Raw genomic sequence first — 22,101 nt, 5'->3', positions numbered from 1 at the left:
AGACTTCGAGATGACACGCCAATCCATCGAGGACAGAATCCTGACGCAGCCGGTCGCGCTGCCGGAGCCGCCGGCAAGTCCGCCGCCACAGCGTTCGCCAGGCTGGCGCCTGGCGCGAAACACGGCGCTGCTCGGCGCGTTCGCGGTCTTGGTCGCGGCGGCGGTGGTCCTGTCGTTCCGTCTCTATCCCGCGCTTGGGACATTCGTCGCCGGCACGGCCTCCGCGCAGGCGCAGGCGCCCATCCAGGGCAAGCCGGCCGAAGCCGTGCCCGCGCCGGCCGACGCCTCGGCAAACAAGAATCCGTTTCAGGCGCATGTCGCGCAGGCAGGTGTCCGCACCTGCGCCAATCTCTTTGCCGCGATGGGGCAGGCTCTGACTGCCGGGTCGACCTATGCGATCCAGACGCAATGGGACAAAACCTCACCCGACACCCATGCCGTGCAGGCCGTCGCCGGGATGAGCTACAACCTGCCGGACTACAAGACGCAGGCCGCGGGCGTCGTTTTCGCCTCGCCTGTCGGCCAGAGCTGCGAGGGTGGCTTCATGCGCGTGGCGCCATTCCCGCGCTCTTGCCAGGAAGTCGCCGGAACGCTCCCGAAGGGCAGCCTGTTGGCGGACAATCTTTCGAACACGATGCTTTTCAACCTGGCCGACAATGCCGGCCAGGCGCTGCTGGTCCCAACCGGCAACACTTGCATCGTCGTCTCGGTCGCGCGCATGGGCGGCTAGAGCCGGGCATGACAGTCGATTGCTGAATAGCTGCAACTGGAGCACGAAGATGCTGATCAATCCCCGCCTTTCGATCCCGCTGCTTGCGGCGCTCGCCGGGCTTACGATTGCGAGCAACGCGGCTGACCTGATCGCCCCGTCACCGCCGGCGCAGACCGGCGAGGAAAAGGGCATCTGGGGCGCGATCGCCTACTCGCCGGGCGACGGCCGTCACGGCTTTTTCTGGGGCGCCGACAAGCGGCAAGAAGCGGAAGACATTGCGCTCAAGCATTGCGAGAATGCAGATGGCAAGGGCTGCCGGGTGGTCGAGGTGTTCCGCAACCATCGCCATTGGGACGATGATGACGGCACCGGCTTTCCCTATGAGCACTGCGCGGCGCTTTCGGTAGGCAAGAGCCGTGGCGAGGCGACGCCGTTCTGGAGTGCAGCATCAGCCGCGACCCGCCGCGAAGCCGAGGAGAAGGCGACAGCCCAGTGCGGAGGCGAGAGCAAGGAGTGCAAGATCCGCGAGTGGGTCTGCACCTGACTTGCTGCGGAACTCAAGCAGCCAAGGCGGTTGGCCGATATCGCGCCGTTCACACTGGAATGAGTGGCGCGACCTCGCGGTCTGAAGGCCGGTCGCTGGATGAGAGGCCGGACACGACACCGGCGCGATCGGCGGCGTTGCGGTTCTGGCTCATCTTGCGCTTGCCTTCGAGCTTTGTGATCGGCATGCGCAGGCCGACAATGCCCTTCAGCTGCGATTGGATGAAATCCGCCGGCGCGTCCGGCACCGCCCAGGGCGCGGCGCGCTCGCCTTCATGCAGGTTGGTCAGGCGGGTCACGACCTCGAGCAGCCTGTCGGCGTCCTCGAAGAATTCGATCGGCCCATGGGCGTGGACGGCGACATAGTTCCAGGTCGGGACGACCTTCCCGGTCTCCCGCTTGGTCTGGTACCAGGCCGGCGTCACATAGGCGTCCGGCCCCATGAAGATCGCCAGGCCGTCGCCCAGCGGCGGCACGCGCCAGTGCGGGTTTGCCTTTGCGACGTGCCCGTAGATCACCCCATGCTCACCCTCGTTCTCGTCGAGCAAAAGCGGCAACGGCGTCGCCAACGGACCTTCCGCCGTGGCGGTGATCAGCGTCGCCAGACGCGCCGCACGGATCGTAGCCATTAGGCTCTCTTGATCGTCGTCGCGGAAGGCAGGCGGGATGTACATGGCGAAAACTCCTTGCAGCATAAAATGCCTGAAGTCCGGCCAGCTTAGAACATCCGCCGTTGAAAGTTTGTATGGTCCAGCCGCACGGCATGGCGTGCCGATCCGGGCTGCCGGGATGATCGATTTCACCGCAGCCCCGGTGGCGGTGCTGGCTATATTTGGCCAAGCACCGCTGGCCTAGGCGCAGGGTCAGAAAATCTCGTTGGTGAGCCGCTTCACCGGGCCGAGCAGGATCGAGCCCGTCGGCACGCCATTGTCGATCGGGATCGCCTTGCGCTCCGGCATGTCCTCTTCAGGCGCGCCGATATTGGCCGTCACGATGACCGGCGTCTTGGTCGGCACGCGGTCGTAGAGGTCGATGATGTCCTGGTTGATCAGACGCACGCAGCCCGACGACACCGACTTGCCGATCGACCACCATTCGGGCGAGCCGTGCAAGCGGTAGAGCGTGTCCTGATTGCCCTGGAAGAGATAGAGCGCGCGCGCCCCGAGCGGGTTCTTCAGGCCGCCTGGCATGCCGCCATTCTTGGCGCTGAATTGCGTCAGTTCCGGCTGGCGGGCCACCATCTCGTCCGGCGGCGTCCATTTCGGCCATTTCTGCTTCCACTGCACGACCGCGTCGCCCGACCATTCGAAGCCGGCGCGGCCGAGGCCGACGCCGTAGCGGATCGCCTGGCCGCCCTCGCGCACCAGATAGAGGAAGTGGCCGGTGGTATCGACGACGATGGTGCCCGGACGCTGTCCGGTCGGATCGGGGACGATCTGGCGCAAGAATCTGTGATCGATCTTGTTGACCGGGATGGCCGGCAGGTCGAAGCCATTGTCCGACATCGCGCCATACATCGTCTCGTAATCGCCGAGCGGCGGCTCGACATAGGCGGGCGGCGGCGGCTGGACGGGGGCTGGTGCAGGACCGGTGGTGGTGCAGGCGGACACGGCGGCCGAGGCAGCGCCGAGGGCTGTGAAATTGAGGAAGCCACGGCGGCTGATGCGGAAGGAAGCGTCTGACATGGTTGCCTTTTCTAGGTCTTAATTCGCAAGAAAGCATGAACCCGCGGGCACGTCGCGGCGGCATTCATAACAGTCGGCGGCGATAGGCGGTTCCAATTCTGGCCTGAGGGTGGACAGAAAAAGGCGAAGCTGTGACCGCGCCACAGCTGTTGCCCTGCAGCAACAGCGGCGTCAGACCTCCGCCAGGAGACCTTCGAGCGAAGGCAAGATCAGCCCCGGCGGGAGGTCGCGATACTCGTCCGGCTGGTTGGTCCGGTTGATCCAGACCGTGCGAAAACCGAATCTCGTCGCGCCGGCGATGTCCCAGCGGTTCGACGACTGGAACGAGACCGCGCCGGGGTAAAGCCGCCAGCCGGTGACCACCATGTCGTACACCGACGGGTCGGTCTTGAAGCGTTTGACCTGGTCGACCGAAAACACGTCGTCGAGGATCTGATCGAGCGCCGCGGATTTGACCGCCGCGTCGAGCATTTCCGGCGAGCCGTTGGAGAGGATCGCAAGCTTCGCGCCCGACGCTTTGAGCGCCTTCAGCACGGCAGGCACCTCGGGGTAGCAATCGAGCCGCCAATAAGCTTCGAGCAATTTCGTCCGCAGCGCCGGATCGGCCGAGGGCACTTTGCACAAAGCGAAATCCAGCGCCTGCTCGGTCAGTTGCCAGAAGTCGGCGTACGCACCCCCCATCAATGTCCGCACCCAGGAATATTCGAGCTGCTTGGCGCGCCAGATTTCGGAGAGAAGCTGGCCGTCCGGGCCGATCTCGCCGGCATGACGGCGCACGGCGGCATGCACGTCGAACAACGTGCCATAGGCGTCGAAGACATAGGCAGCATGATGCATGTCTCAAGTTTTGCGGCGCGCAGGCTTGCCGCGCAAGCATTGATTGCGGCCAAGTGCCTCTGGCCCCAACGATTTTTCCCGATGTCAATTGACGCCAACCGTCAAAGCATCGTCCTATGGCGGACTGAAATCACTCAATTGGACGGCGACCATGACACTGGCGGCGGCGGCGCAAACCGCGACTTGGACCTATGTGGACGGCGACTGGTACGAGGGCAACGTCGCCATTCTCGGGCCGCGCAGCCACGCCATGTGGCTCGGCACCAGCGTCTTTGACGGCGGCCGCTGGTTCGAGGGCGTCGCGCCCGATCTCGAGCTGCACTCCGCTCGCGTCAACGCCTCCGCGATCGCGCTTGGCCTGAAGCCTTCGATGACGACGGAAGAGATCGTCGGCCTGACTTGGGACGGTTTGAAGAAATTCGACGGCAAGACGGCGGTATATGTAAGGCCGATGTATTGGGCCGAGCATGGCGGCTATATGGGCGTGCCGGCCGACCCGGCCTCGACCCGGTTCTGCCTCTGCCTCTATGAATCGCCGATGATCCCGCCATCCGGCTTTTCGATCGGCGTCTCGCCGTTCCGGCGCCCGACCATCGAGACCATGCCCACCAACGCCAAGGCCGGCTGCCTCTACCCCAACAATGGCCGTGCCATTCTGGAGGCCAAGAACCGCGGCTTCGACAACGCTTTGGTGCTCGACATGCTGGGCAATGTCGCCGAGACCGGGACCTCTAACATCTTCCTGGTCAAGGACGGTCATGTGATGACTCCGGCCCCGAACGGCACGTTTCTGTCGGGCATCACCCGCTCGCGCACCATTAGCCTGCTCGGCGACTACGGTTTCAGGACCACCGAGAAGACGCTGTCGGTCCGCGATTTCCTCGAAGCCGACGAGATATTCTCGACCGGCAACCACTCGAAAGTGGTGCCCGTCACGCGCATCGAAAACCGCGATCTGCAGCCCGGTCCGGTGGCCAAGAAGGCGCGCGAGCTCTATTGGGAATGGGCGCATTCGACGTCCGCCGCCTGACCCGCTGGAGCGTTTCACCGTTTCCAGGGAAACGGCGACACGCTCCATCTTCCTGTTTTGCGCAATTCCGCACGGAAAACCGCTTCGCACTTTTCCTGGAATTGCTCTAAAAAGTCGCTCGGCGCTCCATTCCGGAGTTGCCCCGATCCATTCCAGACCTATCTTAGCCCGGTAATATCACCGGACTTTTTTCCTCGAGGGAGTACCATCCATGGCTTTTGAGTTGCCCGCCTTGCCCTATGACTACGAGGCCTTGCAGCCTTACATGTCGAAGGAGACGCTGGAGTATCACCACGACAAGCACCACAAGGCCTATGTCGACAACGGCAACAAGCTGGCGGCCGAGGCCGGAATGGGCGACTTGTCGGTCGAAGAGGCCGTGAAGCAGTCCTTCGGCAAGAATGCCGGGCTCTTCAACAACGCCGCCCAGCACTATAACCACATCCATTTCTGGAAATGGATGAAGAAGGGTGGCGGCGGCAACAAGCTACCGGGCGCGCTGCAGAAGGCCTTCGACAGCGACCTCGGCGGCTACGACAAGTTCAAGGCGGATTTCATCGCCGCCGGCACCACCCAGTTCGGCTCCGGCTGGGCCTGGGTCTCGGTCAAGAACGGCAAGCTGGAAATCTCCAAGACCCCGAACGGCGAGAACCCGCTGGTCCATGGCGGCTCGCCGATCCTCGGCGTCGACGTATGGGAGCACTCCTATTACATCGACTACCGCAACGCGCGGCCGAAATACCTCGAGGCCTTTGTCGACAGCCTGATCAACTGGGACTACGTCCTGGAGCTTTACGAGAAGGCCAAAGCCTGAGTGATTTTGACGAAAAGCCCCGGTTCGCCGGGGCTTTTCTTTTTCAGGAGAAACCCGGCAAAATCGTCGCGGCGCCGGGGAATAATCCCGCCATCACGCCCGTTAACGTCAGAGCAGTTCCAGGAAAAGTGTTGAACGGTTTTCCGTCCGGAATTGCGCCAGCGAACTCTCTTCATCCACGGAGCCAATTGAATGAGAAAGCTTGTCATCGCCATCTCTATGCTTGCCTTTGCCGGCTCGGCCTATGCCGACCCGATCCAGGGTCGCCAGGCCCTGATGAAGGAACGCGGCAAGCTCGCCGGGCAGATCTCGAAGGTGGTCAAGGGCGAGACGCCTTTCGATGCCGCCGCCGTGCTGGACGCGCTGAAGGCACTGCAAGCCAATGCAGAGAAGTTCGATGTCGACACGCTGTTCCCTGCCGGCTCCGACAAGGGCGACACCACGGCCGCGCCGAAGATCTGGGAAGACATGGCGGGCTTCAAGGCGGCCGAGGACAAGTTCCTGGCCGATACCAAGGCCGCGGTCGCTTCGCCGCCGGCCGATGTCGACGCGCTGAAGGCGCAGCTCAACACGCTGGGCGGCGATTGCGGCACCTGCCATCAGACCTACCGGATCAAGAAGAGCTGATCGCTTGACGATGGCCTGGCTGAAGAAGCTTGTCGGCGCCGTCATCGTGCTTGGCGCCGCCGCGGCTGGCGCCAGCTGGGTTCTGTCGGCGCCGGTCAGGCTGGACGCCGGCACCGTCGCTGACCTTGGCCCTGGCGACGCCGCCAGGGGAAAGCGGATCTTCTACGCCGGGGGCTGCACCTCCTGCCACGCCAGACCTGGCGCCCAGGGCGACGTCCGCCTCGAGCTCGTCGGCGGTCTGGAACTCAAGACGCCGTTCGGCACCTTCGTCCCACCCAACATCTCGCAGGACCGGAAGGACGGCATCGGCGCCTGGAGCGAGGCGGACTTCGCCAATGCCATGCTGAAAGGCGTCTCTCCTTCCGGCGAGCATTTCTATCCGGCCTTTCCCTATGCCTCCTACGCGCGCATGAAGCCGGCCGACATCGCCGATCTCTACGCCTTCATGAAGACGCTGCCGGCGATTGCCGGCAAGGCGCCGGATCACAGGCTTTCCTTCCCCTTCACCATCCGTCGCGGCATTGGCCTCTGGAAGCTTGTCTATCTCAGCCCCGAACCGGTGATCGCGCTGCCAGAGGGCGCGCCGGACAAGGTTCTCGCCGGCCGCTACCTGGTCGAGGGTCCGGGCCATTGCGGCGAATGCCACACGCCGCGCGATTTCGCCGGCGGCGTCAAGAAGGCCGAGTGGCTGGCGGGCGCCGTGGCCGCCGAAGGCTCGGGCGTTGTGCCCAATATCACCCCGCAGGGCGGCACCAAGGACTGGTCCGAGGCCGACATCGCCAATTACCTCGAAACCGGCTTCACACCCGATTTCGATTCGGTCGGCGGCTCCATGGTCGACGTGCAGCGCAACATCGCGCAACTGACCGCCGACGACCGCGCGGCGATTGCCGCCTACCTCAAGGCCGTCCCGCCGCACCCCAACGGCTATCCGGCGCGCAAGCCGGCGAGTTAACCTGCGCACGCGACGTCAAACCCGCGACCATACATGATGGCGTAAAGCGATTTGGTTTGCCCAATCGGTGGCGAATTAGTTGACTTGAATACTCATGTATTATAGGCGCTTCGGGCCAATTCCCCGAGGACCGAAGCTTGCCCACGCCCTCCATCGACCTTGTTTCCGAATTCACCCATGACGAGCAGCGCGTGGCGCTTGTCCTCGCCGGCGGACGCATGCTGTCCTACAGGGAACTCGGCGGTCTTGCGCTAGACTTCGCGTCGCAGTTGGGACAAACACAAAAGCGGCTCGTGGCGATTGCGGCGGAAGCTTCCGAGCACGCAGTCGCCGCCTATATCGGAGCCCTGCAGGCTGGGCACGCAGCGGCCATGCTGCCGCCGTGCGACAATAGGCTTTGGGACAATTTCCAGGCAGCCTTCCAGCCGGATTTCACCTACAGGCCAATTGACGGCCGCTGGCGTCTCGTTGAGGAAGCTCGATCCGCTGGAGATGCGGAGCCGCTGCATCCCGATCTCGCGCTGCTGCTGATGACATCCGGCAGCTCGGGCGCTGCCAAGGCGGTCAGGCTTTCCTACGGCAATCTCGAATCCAATGCGCGCTCGATCGCGGCCTATCTCGAGCTCTCTTCCTTCGACCGGGCCGCTCTCGTGCTGCCTCTCCACTATTCCTATGGGCTGTCGGTCCTCAATTCGCATCTGATTGCGGGCGCTAGCGTCCTCTTCACCGGCATGTCAGTCATGGACAGCGACTTCGTCAGCACGATAGACCACGGCGGCTGCACGAATCTGTCTGGTGTCCCGTATTCTTACGAGCTTCTGGAACGGGTGCGTTTCCGCGACGCTGAGCTCAAGGCGTTGCGCATGATGACGGTGGCGGGCGGAGCGCTTGGCCCGGACCTCATCCGCCTTTATCGGAACCACATGGTCGCCAGGGGCGGCCGCTTCTTCGTCATGTATGGCCAGACCGAGGCGACGGCACGCATGGCTTTCGTGCCGCCGGAGAGCCTTTCCGACAAGGAGGATCGGATCGGCGTGGCGATTCCGGGCGGCAGCCTCGGTATCGTCGACGCTGCAGGCGAGCCGATCAGCCAACCAGGCATTCCCGGAGAGCTCGTCTATCGCGGTCCGAACGTAATGATGGGTTACGGCACGCGGCGCCTCGACCTCGCGCGCGGCGCAGAGCTCGAGACCCTGAACACTGGCGACATTGCCGTACGGGACCAACATGGTTTCTTCCGCATCGTCGGGCGCAGAAGCCGCTTCGCCAAGATCGCAGGCCTCAGGATCGGCTTCGATACGATAGAGCAGGCGCTGGAGCGCGCCGGCATTGCCGCCGCGGTGGTTGGCGACGATCGGGGATTGCAGGCCTACGTGATAGGCGCCGACCCTACCGGGAGAGCACGGCGCATTCTTGCCGAGATCAGCCACCTGCCAGCCAATCTGGTTCGGGTTGCGACGCGCGAGGATTTTCCCAGACTTGCCTCTGGCAAGATCGATTATGCCTGCCTCCAGCAGGAGATGTTGGAAGGGCGGACGGAAATCCGCTGTGGGCGGGGTGGCCTGCTCGGTGCCTACGCCCGCGTATTCTATCCCCTCGCGGTCGGCCGCAATGACAGCTTTGTCTCTCTTGGCGGGGACTCCCTTCGATTCCTGCAATTGGCTCTGGAACTCGAGCGTCTCGGCATGAACCTGCCGGACGGATGGGAACGCTTGAGCATTGCCGAGCTGGCAAACCGCCAGGCGGCGGGACTTCCCGAACACCGGCACGCAAGCGAGATGCCGACCGATTTAGTGCTGAGGGTTATCGGGATCCTGCTGGTGGTCGTGCATCACGAAACGCTGTGGCCCATCCCCGGCGGCTCCGGCGTCATGATGCTGCTGGCCGGCTACAGCCTTGCTCGTTTCCAGTCGGCCCATTTCCTTGCCGGTCGAATTGGGCACGCGCTCAAACCAGCGATCGACGTCCTGATCCCGTATTTTCTCATTGTCGCCGCTTACGCTGCAGCCTGGCGGACGATCCCCTGGGCTTCGATGACGCTTACTGGGAATTTCGGCTATGCCGAACCGGAGCGTCACGAGATGATTCCGTACCTTTACTGGTTCATCGAGGCCTATTCGCAGACGCTACTGCTCTTCGCTCTAATCTTTGCCATTCCTGCAGTCCGCAAGCTTGCCCGGGCTCACCCCTTCGTTTTCTCGCTCGGCCTTTTGGGGGTTGCCGCTGTCGCGCGCTTTTCGTCCCCATCGCTCGTCGACTTAGGCAACCGCCAGATATTCACGACCTATTGGGTTTTCCATTTGGCCGTATTCGGTTGGTGTGCCTGTTTCGCCGACACTCCGGCGAGAAAGCTGACTCTGACCGCGCTTGCCGCCGCTGTGCTGGGTTATTTGGCCTTCTGGGAGTCGGTCTGGTTCGGGACGACGGTCAAATATCTGATGATCTTCGCGGCGCTTTTGGTCCTTCTTTACCTGCCGCGCGTTCGCCTGCCGGCCGGGATAGGGCGGCTGGTTGCCCAGGTCGCTGTCGCGGCGTTTCCGATCTACCTTTTCCACCGTTTCGTCCCGGAAATATTGATGGCGCCCGCCGCGGGCAAGCTGCCGGTTCCGATCTTCCAGCTGCTCGCGATCGTCGGTGGCATTGCCTTAGGCATCGTTTCCGGCAAGGCCTTGGCAGGCATCCGAAACCTGCGTGGCAGATTGGCCCTGGGACGCCAGCCGGAATTGCTCTCCGCCTGATCCACGCTCGTGCCGCTCTAAATCAAAGTGATGGAGCATGACGTCGTCCGAAAACCGCTCCACACTTTTCGGCATCATGCTCTACGGGTGGCGGTCGCCCAGGAAGTCGAAGCCGTTCTCGAAAAAGTGGTTGTAGTCGCAGGTCAGTTCCTCGCCGGGCGCGATGTCGCGCAACGCATAGGCCTCTTCCGGAGAGGAGATATCGCAGTTCGGGTCGTCTGCGTGGTTCATATAGCGGGCGTCGTCCGCCTCGAAGACGATGAAGTTGGGATCGCGCCGGTCCGGATAGGAATAGCGGTCGAGATAGGACTTCACCGGGCCGGATTCGCCCTCATAGGTCTCCACGGGAATGCGTCGATCGAACCTTGGATCGAGCTTCCAGATCAATGTGCCCCGCGCAATGCGGTGTTTGGCGAAGACGCCGATGCCCTGGATGGGCGATTTGTCGAGATAGACGTCGACGAGCAGCATAGCGAACCTTGCGAATGTATCTGGACGCGGCCCCGAAATGGCCACAACCGAAAACGACGGCGCATTGCCTAGCGCGCGAGCCGTGCGATTGCGAGTAGAAAATCAGGCCTTGCCTGTCACTTTCAAGGCAAAGGCGTAAATATAGGCGATCTCCTCTAGCCGCGAGAAGCGACCCGAAGCGCCGGCATGGCCGGACTCCATGTTAATCTTGAACAGGACCGGGTTGCCGCCTGCCTTGCGTTCGCGAAGCCGCGCCACCCATTTCGCCGGCTCCCAATAGGTGACGCGCGGATCGGTCAGGCCCGCCAGCGCCAGGATCGGCGGGTAGTCGAGCGCCGCCACATTGTCATAGGGCGAATAGGCCGCGATCGTCTGGTAGTCGGCGGCGGACGCGATCGGATTGCCCCATTCCGGCCATTCCGGCGGCGTCAGCGGCAAGCTGGCGTCGAGCATGGTGGTGAGCACGTCTACGAACGGCACCTCGGCGACGATGCCGCCGAAGCTTTCCGGGGCCAAGTTGGCGATCGCCCCCATCAGCATGCCGCCGGCGGAGCCTCCCTGCGCCACGATGCGGTCGTGCTGTGTGTAGCGCTCGGAAACGAGATGGCGGGCGCAGGCGATGAAATCGGTGAAGGTGTTCATCTTCCTTGCCCGCTTGCCGTCCTCGTACCAACCGTACCCCTTGTCCTTGCCGCCGCGCACATGCGCGATGGCATAGACAAAGCCGCGGTCGACCAGCGACAGGCAATTGGTATTGAAGGCGGAAGGAACGGTGATGCCATAGGAGCCGTAGCCGTAAAGCAGGCAGGGCGCCGAGCCGTCGAGGGGCGTGTCGCGATGATATAGCAGCGAGATCGGCACCAGCTCGCCATCGGCGGCGGGCGCCATCAGCCGGCGCGTGACATAGTGCGCAGGATCGTGGCCGGAGGGCACTTCCTGCGTCTTCAAAAGCACGCGTTCGCGGCTGCGCATGTTGTAGTCGAACACCTGCGCCGGCGTCGTCATCGACGAATAGGTGAAGCGCATCACTTCGGTGTCGTATTCGTAGGAGCCGGAGAGACCGAGCGAAAAAGCTTCCTCGTCGAAAGAGATGAAATGCTCCTCGCCGCTGGCGCGCTCGCGCACGACGATGCGCGGCAGGCCTTCCTTGCGCTCGAGCCGGACCATGTGATGCTTGAAGCCGAGCACCGACAGGATCAGCCGGCCGGGCTCGTGCGGCACCAGTTCCTGCCAGTTGGCGCGCCCGGGATTGTCGACCGGCGCGGTCATGATCTTGAAGTCCTTGGCGCCGTCGGCATTGGTGAGGACGAAGAAGACGTCGCCGCCTTCTTCCAGATCGTATTGCAGGCCGGTCTCGCGCACCGCCACAAGCTTCGGCTCTGCGGTTGGATCATTGGCGGGCAGCAGGCGGTATTCCGACGTTTCATGATCGTTGATGCCGATCATGATCCAGTCGTTGGCGCGCGTGCCGCCGACATCCATGAAGAAGCCCGGATCGGTCTCCTCATAGATCAACCGGTCGTTTTCAGACCTGTCGCCCAGCGCGTGGAAGAACACTTTCGACGGACGATGGTTGTCGTCGAGACGAGTATAGAAGAAGCCGCCGTCGCCGGCGTCCCAGACCCCGCCGCCGCCCGTATCCGGGATCTGGTCGGCAAGTTCTTTGCCGCTCGCAAGATCGCGCACGCGCAGCGTGAAGAACTCCGAACCCTTGTCGTCGAAGCCCCACAGCAGCTTCCCGTGGTCGGCCGAATGGTCGACGCCGCCAAGCCGGAAATAGGGCTTGCCCTCGGCTTCCGCGTCGCCGTCGAGCAGGATCTCCTCAGTGCCGCCGTCGCGCGGCGTGCGGAAATAGCGCGGCTGCTCGCCGCCCTGCCGGAACGACGATCCGTAGGCATAGCGGCCGTCCTTCATGGGCACCGTCGAGTCATCCTCCTTGATGCGCCCCTTCATCTCGGCAAACAGCCTGGCGCGCAGGTCCGCGGTGCCGGCCATGAGCGCGGCCTGATAGGCGTTCTCGGCATTGAGATGGGCGCGGATGCGGCCGTCGAGCAGGGAAGGGTCGCGGAACACGGCCTGCCAGTTGTCGGCCCGCATCCAGGCATAGTCGTCGCTGCGGGTGATGCCGTGATGCGTGTCCGAAACCGGGTGTTTCTCAGGGGTCGGCGGGCTGGCGGCCGGGAAGGCGGAAGTCAAGGCGGAAGCTCTGGTCATTACGTCTCGCTGCGGAATTTGCTTGAATGACGAATGAACACGCCGCTCAGCGGCGGTTCAACGGGCGCGGTTCAAGGTGGTACAGAAGCTAAGTCGAAGGGGGAAAGATGAAATCCTGTGTTTCTACCGCAATGTCAGTTGCCGTCGTAGCGGCAGGTCTGGCTTTTTCCAGCCAGTCTCATGCAACCGTCTTTGCCGCCTGGCAAGTGGCGGGCGTGCCGTTCGGTGATACGCTCAATGCTCGAAAATATCCGTCCAATACATCGCAGAAACAGGCCGCCTATCCGAACGGCACCGTGCTGCAGATGACCGGCCGCTGCACCGGAGGTGTAAACCTGCTCGATATCGGCCGGCAGCCACAATGGAAGCAGCGCCAGGCGATCCGCTATCGCTGGTGCGAGATCTGGCACGATCCGGCGCAGAATGGTCATTTCGTCACCGGCTGGGTCTACGGCAAATACATCGCGCCTTACTGATGAATCCCGTCGCGTCGCCTTGTCGGGTCCAGCCGCCAAGGCGGTATCCTTGCGCTTCGCTGTGCCGCAGGATTCGTTGTGCAGGCGAAAGGGCACCCAAGCATTAGCCAAGCATTGAACGTGGTGTCGAGTGGCGATCGGATGTCTAACATGCGGATGACGCAACGTCATGCCATGCTGGTCTGACCAGAAAAATCTCGCGAAGTTACACGGCGCACGAATTTTTGAAGCTGAATCGGCAATAGTTGATGAATATCGACCAATATAAGTCAATATGCGAATTGACTTACTTTCAATGCGGCGTCATTAAGATAACCGACGCGAATCTCAGAGCCTTTCCTGAACGAAATCCGCGCGATGCCCGATCCATAAAAAAGGGCGCAGTTTTAGAAACAACTCTCGTTGGGGCCTTAGCACTATGGAAATCGTCGAAACACCTTCGAAAAACGGTGACGCGCTGATCGAGCTGACCGCCGATGTCGTCGCCGCCTATGTCAGCAACAATCCGGTGCCGGTTGGGGAACTGCCGAACCTTATCGCCGACGTCCATGCCGCGTTGGGCCGCGTCGGTGGCTCGTCGGAGCAGCCGTCGGCTGAGAAGCAGAAGCCGGCCGTCAATCCGAAGCGCTCGGTCCATGACGACTACATCGTCTGTCTCGAGGACGGCAAGAAGTTCAAGTCGCTGAAGCGGCATCTGATGACCCACTACAATCTCACGCCGGAAGAGTATCGTGAGAAGTGGGGCCTGGACGCCAACTATCCGATGGTCGCCCCAAATTATGCTGCCGCCCGCTCGCAGCTCGCCAAGAAGATGGGTCTGGGCCGCAAGCGCAAGGGCCGTTGATAGGTCTCAGCTCGTCAAGCAGTTCGACGGCGCCCTTGCGGCGCCGTTTTGCTTTCCTGATGGGAGCGATATCGGCCGGATCAGGCCGTCTGCTTCAGCGCCGCTTCCGCATCGCGCTTGATGCGCTTGACCATCGAACGGAGGCCGTTGGCGCGCTGCGGCGACAGATGTTCGTCAAGGCCGAGCTCCTTCAGGGTCGCTTCGGCGTCCGTGTTCTGGATTTCGCTTGCCCGCCGGCCCGAAAACAGCGCCAGCATGATGGCGACGAGGCCGCGCACGATATGGGCGTCCGAATCGCCCTGGAAGCCGATCACCGGATCGGCGCCCGCTCCCTGCTTGGTGGTGAGCCACACCTGGCTCACACAGCCAGGCACCTTGTTCGCAGCCGTGCGCTCCTCCTCAGGGAAAGGCGGCAGGCTCTCGCCGAGCTCGATCACATAGCGATAACGGTCCTCCCACTCGTCGAGCAGGGAAAAGTCGTCGCGGATGGTCTGAATCGAGGTGGCCATTGCCCGCATATAGTGGCCCGACACGGCCGCGTCACGGAAAAAGAAAGACGCCGCGGGCGTCGAGAGGTCGGACGGGGCCCGCGGCGTTAGAGCAATTCTGGGAAACGTGCGTAGGCGGTTTTGCGCCAGGAATGCACTAAAATTGAAGTGCCGGGCGAACGGCCGGAAAGAATTCAGTTCTTGGCCGTCAACATCACCGGAATGTTGACCTTGGTCGGCAACACGATGTCCTCGGCGACGCTGCCGGTGGTCGTGACGGAGCCATCCGCGACCTTCGTTTCGGGCGTGCCTGCCGGCCCGGACTGCTGGTCGTCGATCATGGCCGCGGCGATCTTGGCCGTTTCCTTGGCGCGAACGGTGATGGTGTACATGGCCGATTTGCCGGTCTCGCAGACATCGGGCTTGCGCTCGCAGAGCCCTGCAATGTCGCCGACCGCCTCGCGCGCCGCAAACAGCGCCTGGATCGGTCCGACGCTCTGCTGGCCGTTCTCGCCCGGGCCGACGCCGAGCGGCAGCGCCAGCAGCACCAGCGAAAACCAGAAAGCCATCCTGATCAGAAAGCCCATCTTACTTGCCTCTCATCCGGGATGGAATGATGCATCCATCCGTGACGGATCACGCATCCATCGGCATGACCTCTTTTATGGGCACGATAGTGGCACGGTCACGCAAAGGACGGCTTGCACCGAAGCCGCGAATTTTCCTCAAATTTTAGGCAAATTCGAAAGGATCGGTTTTGACATGGGCTTGTGTTGAATCTCATCGACACCGTTAACTTCATGATAACCATATATCGCGTTGTTATCAAACGATTTTGTTCCAGGAAGAACTTAGCCGGTTCAAGTTTCGGCCCGTTTTGGCACAGGCCTTGCGGCTAACCCGCCGTTTACCATGGCGCCAACTCGGCATGCTTTGCCGGGCTAGCATCACAATATTTGCCTTGGCGCGGTCGCCGGCTTCGCCAGCCTTATCCATTCCTTAAACGCTGGATGCGAGTTTCAAGCCAATTGATGAGTCACCTGCCAGGCAGGCGTTTTTCACGACCGGGTACGCGTGCGTTGAGTTCTATTTCAGCCAGATACGTTCAATTGCCTGGCGCGGTTTCCGCCGGCTGCGAACGCATGGTTCACCCGACCGTGACGGGTGAGGCGGAACGCCTGCGCCAGCGCCGCTTCATCGGCGTCATGCTCGCCGCGCCCTTCCTTGCCGCGGGCGCCGCGGTCACGCTGGTCACTTCAAGTCTCGGCGCTGCCGTCACGATAGCCGCGATCTTTGCCGCTTTCGGCCTGTGCTGGTTCGCGGCGCTTCTGGTGGCGGCCACCGGCCATATGGCGCTTGCCGGCCGCATGGCGGTCGTGTTGGGTGGGCTTGCCCTAGCCGGCGCTATCGCTGCGGCGGGCGGATTGGCCTCGCCGGCGGCACTCCTTGCTGTCGCATTGCCGGTCGAAAGCTGGTGGGTCTCAGGGCCGCGGCGCGCCGCGCTGACGGGCGCGCTGGCGGCGCTTGCCGCTATCGTGCTGCAGCCCTTTGCCGGGCAGTTGCTGCCGCTCGGCGAGACCGCCGCCTGGCATTGGCTGCTGCCGCTCGCCTGGGCGCTGACGCTGTTGCCGCGGGCCGCCGCCTTCGTCAGCCCGGCCGGCTTGCGGTCGGCGGAGCCTGCCGGCGATCGTCTCGAGGACGTCATCGACGCCGTCGTGCTCCGCCTCGGGCGCCAGGGCGAAGTGGTCGACGCGTCCGCCAAGACGCGTTCGATCCTGAAATTGGCGCCCGAGCTTCTGCTCGGCACCGGCCTGTTCGACCGCATCCATCTTTCCGACCGCGTCGCTTATCTCACCGCTCTGGCCGACATGCGCGAGGGCGCGCCGAAGCGCCGGCTTGATCTGCGCATCCGCTTGCCGCGCGAGGGTTCTGGCGCGGTCGACAATTTCCGCCCGTTCAGCCTCGAGCTGCTGCGCGGCGCAGTCGACTGCGACGTCTTCACCCTGGTTCTGCGCGAAAATGACGATGTCGCAGCACTTCGCGAGGAGCTTGCGCAGGCGAGGGAAGCCGCTGCGGCTGCCGAAGTGGCCAAGGGCCGCTTCCTGGCCGTGGTCAGCCACGAGCTGCGCACGCCGCTCAATGCGATCCTCGGCTTTTCCGACATGCTCCTGCATGAGATGTTCGGGCCCTTCAAGGATCCGCGTCAGAAGGAATATGTCGGCCTGGTCAGGGAGTCCGGCCAGCATCTGCTGTCCGTCGTCACCTCGATCCTCGATGTTTCGCGCATCGAGGCGGGCGCCTATGCGACCGAGCTGGAGCCGTTCCGCTTTGTCGAGGCCGTCGACATGTGCCGCTCGATGATGCGACCGCTGGCCGACGCCAAGAGCATAGTTCTTGCCACGCAGATTGCCCCGGATGCGGGCGAGATCAATGCCGACCGCCGGGCGGTCCAGCAGATTCTGATTAATCTCGCCTCGAACGCGGTGAAGTTCACGCCCGATGGCGGCAGCGTGGTGATCGGCGCCAAGCGCGTCGGCTCGCACCTGCATTTCTGGGTGAGCGACACCGGTATCGGCATCGCCGAGGAGGACATGGCCAATCTTGGCAAGCCGTTCATGCAGATCCAGAACGACTACACGCGTCGTTTCGAGGGAACCGGACTCGGCCTGTCGCTGGTCAAGGGCCTGGTGGCGCTGCACGAAGGTACGATGTCGATCGAGAGCGCGCCGGGTGAGGGCACCACGGTGACGATCGGCCTGCCGGTGAACGGGCCGAAGCGGCGATCCGGTGCGCCATCCGGCGTGCTGGCCATGCCGGCGGCCAAGCCGAAGGGGGACGCAAATGGGGAGAGGAATGGCTCGCTCCGCAAAACGGCCTAAGGTGGTCGAACCCGAGCGCGGCGTTCTTGCCGAGGGCGCGGTTGCCGTCGGTCAACTGATCGCCAGCAACCCGGTTCTGGTCGGCGGCTCGACCGCTTTCCTGGTGACGCTGTTCTACGTCTCGGCCAACGCGCTCTGGTATCAGCCCTTTCCGCATACCGGCGCGTTCTTCGCCACCCGAAGCATCGAGAACTTCCCGCATACGGTCTCCGACGAGCCGGAGACCACCATCAACATCGTGCGCCAGGCGCCGGCCCAGCCCGCGGCCAAGCCGGATCCGGTCGTCCAGCAGGTGCAGGGCATTCTGAAGGACCTCAACTTCTACGACGGCACGGTCGACGGCCTCAGCGGACCGGCCACGCGCAAGGCCATCCAGACCTATCAGCTGAAAGTGGGGCTGCCGGGGTCGGGCGAGATTGACGGCGCGCTGCTCGACCAGCTTGGCGCCCGCCAGACGACGGCGGCCATTCCCCACCCGATGCCGCGGCCGGCCGATGGCGCAGTCGCCGCGTCTGCCAAACCGCAGGTGATCCAGGTCTCCGCTCCGGCCGATGGCGCCACGCAGCCGCCCGACGCCCGCATCGTCAAGATCCAGGCCGGCCTCAAGGCGTTCGGCAATGGCGACATGCAGCTCGACGGCAAGGTCGGTGCCCGCACCAAGGCCGCGATCAAGGAATTCCAGGCCTTGTTCGGGCTGCCCGAGACCGGCGAGCCGGACGAGGCCGTTTATGTCAAAATGCGCGAGATCGGCCTGACGAACTGAGCGGCAGCGATCGTTTCGGTTCTTTGATCCTTGCTGTAAGAAACCGCGCATGACATCCAGGACCTTCCCGTGCGCGTGACCACCGATCTCTGGGTATCGGCCCTTGTGCGCCGCGTGTTCGGCGCCGGCGGCTTCGCCGCCGTCGTCAAGCGCGGCGCGACCGAGGCTGGCGCCGTCTTCGTCTTGTCGCGCGGGCGTCTGGGGGAGGTGACCTTCTACGGGCCGGCGCCGCAGACCAGCTACGATTCGGCCAAGCCCGATGAGCGCTTTTTCGCTGTGCTCGGGACGAGTGACGACAGCTCGGCCTTCGATGCGCGGCTGGAGCGGGAGAAGAAATTCGATCCCGACATTTGGGTGGTCGAGATCGAGGGCGGGACCGTTCCCGTCGAGGAGCTTCTTTCGGTGAAGGCCGACTAGGGCGTTTTACCGTCTACGGGAATCACCATGAGAGCAAGAGCGCCGGCCGCGGGCTAAGGAAGCGCAGAAGGTTCATCACGCCGCTTCCCCGTTCTGGGCGGGAAACCGTGCGGCGAAGACTTCTTTGGCCGCAAACAACCCGTTGAGCGCCGCGGGAAAGCCGGCATAGACCGTCATTTGGATGATGGTTTCGACGATTTCGTCCTTGGTCAGCCCGACATTGAGCCCCGCCTCGATATGGACTTTCAGTTGGGGGGTAGCGGTTCCCATCGCTGTCAGCGCCGCGATGGTCGCGATCTCACGGGCGCGCAGATCGAGACCGGGGCGGCTGTAGATGTCGCCAAACGAGAACTCGAACACGTAGTTCGCGAAGTCGGGGGCAATGTCAGCAAGAGCGGCAATGACTTTGTGGCCGGCTTCGCCGTCGATTTCAGCGAGCGCCCGCTTGCCGCGTTCCAGCCGGCTTTCGCCGATGTTCGTGGATTGATGCGTCATAGTCCTTCATCCTCTGTTTCACGCCGGCATATCCGGCGATCTTGGTGTCGAGGACGAGAAGGCAGGCTTGCAGTTTGGCCACATGCGCACGGACACGCTCACGGTGCTGCTTGAGCAGCGCGCCGCGCTCCGCTTCCGTGTCGGCGCCGCGCTCCCGCAAGGCCGCGTAACGCAGCATTTCCCGAATAGGCATCCCGGTCGTTTTGAGCCGGTCGAGAAATTCTATCCAGGTCAGGATTGATGCGTCGTAGTCACGTTGGCCCGATTGGTCCCTCTCGGCATGGGGAAGCAGCCCGATCCGCTCATAGTAACGGATTGTGTAGGCAGACAGTCCCGAACGCTTCGCCAGCTCGCCAATCTTCATCAATGCCATTCTTTCGTCACGACGCCCAGAAAGCTACGAGTTAGAACGCACTCTAAGTCAAGAGGCGTTGTCACTTTGTCGTGTCGCGGAAATGCCCGGTCTCGCGACGAACATCGGCTCGTTGATTTTAAAATAAAAAACAAACGCTTGAAGCGCGTCGCCACCGGGTTCCTTCAGCGCGAGGCGCTTTAAACCGATCAGGATGCCTTGACGCTGGCACTCGCCGCGTCGCTGTTCGAGGCTGCGCGGCTCTCGATGTCAACCGCATCGGAAGCACTGCCGCGGATCGCCCGCGAAAGCGTCTCGGCCTTCCAGGCACGTACCTTGTCCAGCGCCGTCTCGCGGTGCAGCAGCCGATAGCTGTCGAGGAACAGGCGGATCGCCTGCGGATGCGGGAACTCGCCGGGATAGACCGCGACTGCGATCAGGAAGGCCCTGTCTTCGCTGAGGTCGAGGGCACGCAGCGCCGCAAGCAGCGCGACATAGCCCGATTGCCCGGTCACCGAGCGGGCCGTCGCGAAGTCGATCTCCAGCGCATCGGCCAGCGCGGTCTGGAAGAATGCCAGGTTCCCCGTCAGCGCCGTCTCGCGCAACTTCACATAGGTCGGCTGGCCAAGGAAGGTGTTGACGTCGGCAGCGTCGCCGGTCGGGCGCATCATCGCCCGCAGGCGGCGCCGCGCGTGCTCCGCGGCTTCGCCTGGCGCGGGACGGTCGGTATCCGCCTTGGCCACCGGCTCGGGTTTCGGCGCAAGCCTGGTGACCGTCTCGGGCGGCCGTGCCTTGACCAGCGTCGGCCTTTCCAGCACGCGGATCAGGTCAGCGATCGTCGGGTTGAGCTCCTTGCGGCGCGCAATGGCGCGCGCATGCGGCAGGCCGTGCCGGCCGATCAGCGCGATGAGGTCGATGTCGCTCAGCGCGTTGGAGCGGGTGAGCAAGGGGGCTGCGATCTCGACCGGCTCTTCAGCCAGCCGCCGCACCAGCGCGGCCGGCGCGTAGTCGCATTCGGAAAGGGCGGCAGCGACGTAGCGGCGCGACTCGACCGAGACTTCGTCGAACAGCGGCAGCGTCAGGTCTTCGAGCTGGGCGATCTCGCGGCGCGAGGGACGCGTCAGCGAGCAGAAGGCCGACACGGCGGCGCGGAACAGCCTTTCGGCCTTTCCCGCTTCGGTCCGGATAGCGATTTGCCTGAAATCGGAAGATGACACGGAGGATACGCCCGATACTCGACACAATCCCGAACCGCGCAATCCGGCCGGGCCGGTTTCGCACCTTCAGGAAAACAAACGTCAAATTAGCCGCGATCCGTTAGCGCTCCGTTAACCCTCTAAGCCCCTTAATCAACTTTGGAGGCGTTGCGTTGTGCTCCGGTCAAACCGAGAGGAATGCGCGAACCATGGGCATGGTCCTGTCTTTTGTGCCGCGAGCGGCACCAGTAAATCGAGCAAGTCACGACACCACGACGGCGGCGGCGGTCATCATTTTCCCCGGCGTCCGTTACGAGTTGCATCCGCAGGCCGGTGAGGCACGGCCCGGCGACAGCAGCTCCGACAGGCCGGGCTCTCCGCCTCCTGCCAAGCCGCATCACTGATCGGGCGCCTTTCTCAGTAGTCCTGCAATTCGCAGGCGCCCTGATCGAGGAAGCGTGACACGATCGGCTTCCAGCTACCGTCCGGCACAAAGGCGCGGACGACGAAAATGCCTTCCTCGATCGGCGCCTCGACGAAGATCGCGCCCTGCAGATCCTCCGGAAGGTCGCGCCGCACGTCGATCATCTGCGCCGGCGTCAACACCACCGCGTCGAGCTTCTCGCCATTGGCGTTGTGGTCGTTGAAGGAATAGATGTTGTGGCCGTTGCGGTCGTAGACCGAGGCCGACCAGAACGGCACGTCGCCCGGCGCCCTGATCCTGACCAGCCCGTCGGCAAGGTTGAAGCGGCAGGCGGCCGCATAAAACAATGGATCCACCGATTTCACCACCGGCGCGCCGCCGGCCTCAGCGTCTAGCCGCGTCATCTTGTAGAAATCGGATGCCATCGCCAGGCGCGACCAGGCATCGCGTTCGGAAAATTCCGGCACCAGGAACAGCACGACGATGTGCACGATGCCGGCGCCGAGCAGGCCGAGGATCAGGGCATGCAGCAGTCTACGCATTGCAGCCCGCCTTCAGGATGCGCGGCAGTGTCACGTCCGAGAGGCCGGTGCTCGAGGCGATCGGCGTGTCGTAGAAGGTCAGCACGAAATACATCTTGCCGGAGCCGCCGGTCAGCAGCCAGTTTCCGGGCGCCGGCCGGCTGCCGACGGAGATGACGACGGAATTGTCGGGCTGGCGCAGCACTTCGTAGGATTGCAGCGCCGACTGCCTCGGCTTGCCTGTGTCGATCACGCCAAGCGACTGGTCGGCGGCGTAGAGCGTCCAGAAGCGGGCGGTCGGATAACCGCCTTCGATCGTATAGGTGCATTCGCGTTTCAGCGGCTCGCCGGCATCGTCGCGCTCAGCGACGAAGGCAAGTCCCTCGGCCTGGCCGAGCGCCAGCACGCCCTCGCGTGCCACGCGCGCCTTGGAATAAGGGTCGGCGGCCAGTGTCCCGACTTCCGGGAAAGCGGTCCATTGGCCGATGCGGATCGCGCCCACGCCGTCCTGCGCGTTGAGCGCATACCAGACGCTGTAGCCGCCAAGCCCGATGGCTATGGCAAGCGAAAGCAGCGTCAGGATGGCGTTCTTGAGCATGAGAGCCGCAACAGAGGAGGTT

The 22,101-nt window shown here is 63.3% G+C and carries 25 protein-coding genes; 12 read left to right on the top strand and 13 right to left on the bottom strand.

Annotated elements, in window-relative coordinates; genetic code table 11:
* Nucleotides 1-10 precede the first annotated feature (10 nt).
* Together LB523_RS20645 and LB523_RS20640 are read left to right on the top strand one after the other, a co-directional pair.
* Complete coding sequence (locus tag LB523_RS20645; protein ID WP_224606449.1) at nt 11-730, top strand: hypothetical protein; 720 nt, start codon at nt 11-13, stop codon at nt 728-730.
* A gap of 49 nt (nt 731-779) precedes the next feature.
* On the top strand, nt 780-1,256 hold the full coding sequence (locus LB523_RS20640; RefSeq protein ID WP_095766862.1) for a DUF4189 domain-containing protein: 477 nt from the start codon (nt 780-782) through the stop codon (nt 1,254-1,256).
* 49 nt (nt 1,257-1,305) lie between these two features.
* Here LB523_RS20640 and LB523_RS20635 read toward each other — a convergent pair whose 3' ends face one another.
* The 3 genes from LB523_RS20635 to LB523_RS20625 all read right to left on the bottom strand — a co-directional run bounded on the left by LB523_RS20635 (nt 1,306) and on the right by LB523_RS20625 (nt 3,777).
* Nucleotides 1,306-1,929 (bottom strand): FMN-binding negative transcriptional regulator, encoded by a 624-nt coding sequence (locus tag LB523_RS20635; protein ID WP_224606447.1) that lies wholly within the window; start codon nt 1,927-1,929, stop codon nt 1,306-1,308.
* Between the two features lie 189 nt (nt 1,930-2,118).
* Nucleotides 2,119-2,940, bottom strand: coding sequence for a L,D-transpeptidase (locus LB523_RS20630; RefSeq protein ID WP_095766864.1), 822 nt, complete (start codon nt 2,938-2,940; stop codon nt 2,119-2,121).
* A gap of 171 nt (nt 2,941-3,111) precedes the next feature.
* Nucleotides 3,112-3,777, bottom strand: a complete 666-nt coding sequence (locus LB523_RS20625; RefSeq protein WP_095766865.1) for a haloacid dehalogenase type II — start codon at nt 3,775-3,777, stop codon at nt 3,112-3,114.
* Nucleotides 3,778-3,928: 151 nt separating this feature from the next.
* Between LB523_RS20625 and LB523_RS20620 the strand changes: the two genes are divergently transcribed.
* Together LB523_RS20620 and LB523_RS20615 are read left to right on the top strand one after the other, a co-directional pair.
* The gene (locus LB523_RS20620; protein WP_224606445.1) at nt 3,929-4,807 is read left to right on the top strand and encodes a branched-chain amino acid aminotransferase; all 879 of its coding nucleotides are present in this window, start codon (nt 3,929-3,931) and stop codon (nt 4,805-4,807) included.
* A 211-nt stretch (nt 4,808-5,018) separates the two neighbouring features.
* Nucleotides 5,019-5,621: a superoxide dismutase gene (locus LB523_RS20615; RefSeq protein ID WP_095766866.1), complete on the top strand. Its 603-nt coding sequence runs from the start codon at nt 5,019-5,021 to the stop codon at nt 5,619-5,621.
* On the opposite strand, the gene LB523_RS20610 is transcribed toward LB523_RS20615, so the two are convergent.
* Nucleotides 5,600-5,830 (bottom strand): hypothetical protein, encoded by a 231-nt coding sequence (locus LB523_RS20610; protein WP_224606443.1) that lies wholly within the window; start codon nt 5,828-5,830, stop codon nt 5,600-5,602. The two genes, LB523_RS20615 and LB523_RS20610, sit on opposite strands and share 22 nt — an antisense overlap.
* Here LB523_RS20610 and LB523_RS20605 point away from each other — a divergent pair.
* The 3 genes from LB523_RS20605 to LB523_RS20595 all read left to right on the top strand — a co-directional run bounded on the left by LB523_RS20605 (nt 5,814) and on the right by LB523_RS20595 (nt 9,941).
* Nucleotides 5,814-6,248, top strand: coding sequence for a c-type cytochrome (locus LB523_RS20605; RefSeq protein ID WP_224606441.1), 435 nt, complete (start codon nt 5,814-5,816; stop codon nt 6,246-6,248). The genes LB523_RS20610 and LB523_RS20605 overlap by 17 nt on opposite strands.
* A 10-nt stretch (nt 6,249-6,258) precedes the next feature.
* Nucleotides 6,259-7,203, top strand: coding sequence for a cytochrome c (locus tag LB523_RS20600; RefSeq protein WP_224606520.1), 945 nt, complete (start codon nt 6,259-6,261; stop codon nt 7,201-7,203).
* A gap of 137 nt (nt 7,204-7,340) precedes the next feature.
* A complete protein-coding gene (locus LB523_RS20595) occupies nt 7,341-9,941 on the top strand; it encodes an AMP-binding protein (protein ID WP_224606439.1) in 2,601 nt (866 codons plus the stop codon).
* A gap of 81 nt (nt 9,942-10,022) precedes the next feature.
* Here LB523_RS20595 and LB523_RS20590 read toward each other — a convergent pair whose 3' ends face one another.
* Together LB523_RS20590 and LB523_RS20585 are read right to left on the bottom strand one after the other, a co-directional pair.
* On the bottom strand, nt 10,023-10,412 hold the full coding sequence (locus tag LB523_RS20590; protein WP_095766869.1) for an SET domain-containing protein: 390 nt from the start codon (nt 10,410-10,412) through the stop codon (nt 10,023-10,025).
* Between the two features lie 102 nt (nt 10,413-10,514).
* A complete protein-coding gene (locus LB523_RS20585) occupies nt 10,515-12,626 on the bottom strand; it encodes a S9 family peptidase (protein ID WP_224606437.1) in 2,112 nt (703 codons plus the stop codon).
* A 131-nt stretch (nt 12,627-12,757) separates the two neighbouring features.
* Between LB523_RS20585 and LB523_RS20580 the strand changes: the two genes are divergently transcribed.
* Together LB523_RS20580 and LB523_RS20575 are read left to right on the top strand one after the other, a co-directional pair.
* Complete coding sequence (locus LB523_RS20580) at nt 12,758-13,102, top strand: SH3 domain-containing protein (protein WP_224606435.1); 345 nt, start codon at nt 12,758-12,760, stop codon at nt 13,100-13,102.
* A 418-nt stretch (nt 13,103-13,520) separates the two neighbouring features.
* On the top strand, nt 13,521-13,946 hold the full coding sequence (locus tag LB523_RS20575; protein WP_040991330.1) for a MucR family transcriptional regulator: 426 nt from the start codon (nt 13,521-13,523) through the stop codon (nt 13,944-13,946).
* Between the two features lie 80 nt (nt 13,947-14,026).
* Here LB523_RS20575 and LB523_RS20570 read toward each other — a convergent pair whose 3' ends face one another.
* Nucleotides 14,027-14,455: a SufE family protein gene (locus LB523_RS20570; protein ID WP_095767172.1), complete on the bottom strand. Its 429-nt coding sequence runs from the start codon at nt 14,453-14,455 to the stop codon at nt 14,027-14,029.
* 173 nt (nt 14,456-14,628) lie between these two features.
* Nucleotides 14,629-15,021, bottom strand: a complete 393-nt coding sequence (locus LB523_RS20565) for a DUF5330 domain-containing protein (protein ID WP_224606433.1) — start codon at nt 15,019-15,021, stop codon at nt 14,629-14,631.
* A gap of 555 nt (nt 15,022-15,576) precedes the next feature.
* Between LB523_RS20565 and LB523_RS20560 the strand changes: the two genes are divergently transcribed.
* The 3 genes from LB523_RS20560 to LB523_RS20550 all read left to right on the top strand — a co-directional run bounded on the left by LB523_RS20560 (nt 15,577) and on the right by LB523_RS20550 (nt 18,493).
* A complete protein-coding gene (locus LB523_RS20560; RefSeq protein WP_224606431.1) occupies nt 15,577-17,313 on the top strand; it encodes a PAS domain-containing sensor histidine kinase in 1,737 nt (578 codons plus the stop codon).
* Complete coding sequence (locus LB523_RS20555) at nt 17,288-18,076, top strand: peptidoglycan-binding protein (protein ID WP_224606428.1); 789 nt, start codon at nt 17,288-17,290, stop codon at nt 18,074-18,076. The genes LB523_RS20560 and LB523_RS20555 overlap by 26 nt, the downstream gene beginning before the upstream one ends.
* Nucleotides 18,077-18,145: 69 nt before the next feature.
* Complete coding sequence (locus LB523_RS20550; RefSeq protein WP_224529885.1) at nt 18,146-18,493, top strand: DUF1491 family protein; 348 nt, start codon at nt 18,146-18,148, stop codon at nt 18,491-18,493.
* Nucleotides 18,494-18,568: 75 nt separating this feature from the next.
* Here the strand turns inward: LB523_RS20550 and LB523_RS20545 are convergent, their stop codons facing one another.
* From LB523_RS20545 to LB523_RS20525, 5 genes are all read right to left on the bottom strand, one after another.
* A complete protein-coding gene (locus LB523_RS20545) occupies nt 18,569-18,988 on the bottom strand; it encodes a carboxymuconolactone decarboxylase family protein (RefSeq protein ID WP_224606425.1) in 420 nt (139 codons plus the stop codon).
* Nucleotides 18,924-19,352 (bottom strand): MerR family transcriptional regulator, encoded by a 429-nt coding sequence (locus tag LB523_RS20540; RefSeq protein ID WP_224530034.1) that lies wholly within the window; start codon nt 19,350-19,352, stop codon nt 18,924-18,926. The genes LB523_RS20545 and LB523_RS20540 overlap by 65 nt, the downstream gene beginning before the upstream one ends.
* A gap of 197 nt (nt 19,353-19,549) precedes the next feature.
* Nucleotides 19,550-20,557 carry a DUF2336 domain-containing protein gene (locus LB523_RS20535; RefSeq protein ID WP_224606422.1) on the bottom strand — a complete coding sequence of 336 codons (1,008 nt, stop codon included), beginning with the start codon at nt 20,555-20,557 and terminating at the stop codon, nt 19,550-19,552.
* Nucleotides 20,558-20,953: 396 nt separating this feature from the next.
* Nucleotides 20,954-21,502 (bottom strand): DUF1254 domain-containing protein, encoded by a 549-nt coding sequence (locus tag LB523_RS20530; protein WP_140845761.1) that lies wholly within the window; start codon nt 21,500-21,502, stop codon nt 20,954-20,956.
* Nucleotides 21,495-22,079 (bottom strand): DUF1214 domain-containing protein, encoded by a 585-nt coding sequence (locus tag LB523_RS20525; protein WP_224545666.1) that lies wholly within the window; start codon nt 22,077-22,079, stop codon nt 21,495-21,497. Before LB523_RS20525 ends, LB523_RS20530 begins: the two co-directional genes overlap by 8 nt.
* Between the last annotated feature and the right edge of the window lie 22 nt (nt 22,080-22,101).

The organism is Mesorhizobium sp. ESP-6-4 (assembly GCF_020164735.1).
Lineage (GTDB): Bacteria > Pseudomonadota > Alphaproteobacteria > Rhizobiales > Rhizobiaceae > Mesorhizobium.
This window is presented reverse-complemented; position numbering and strand designations above follow the sequence as displayed.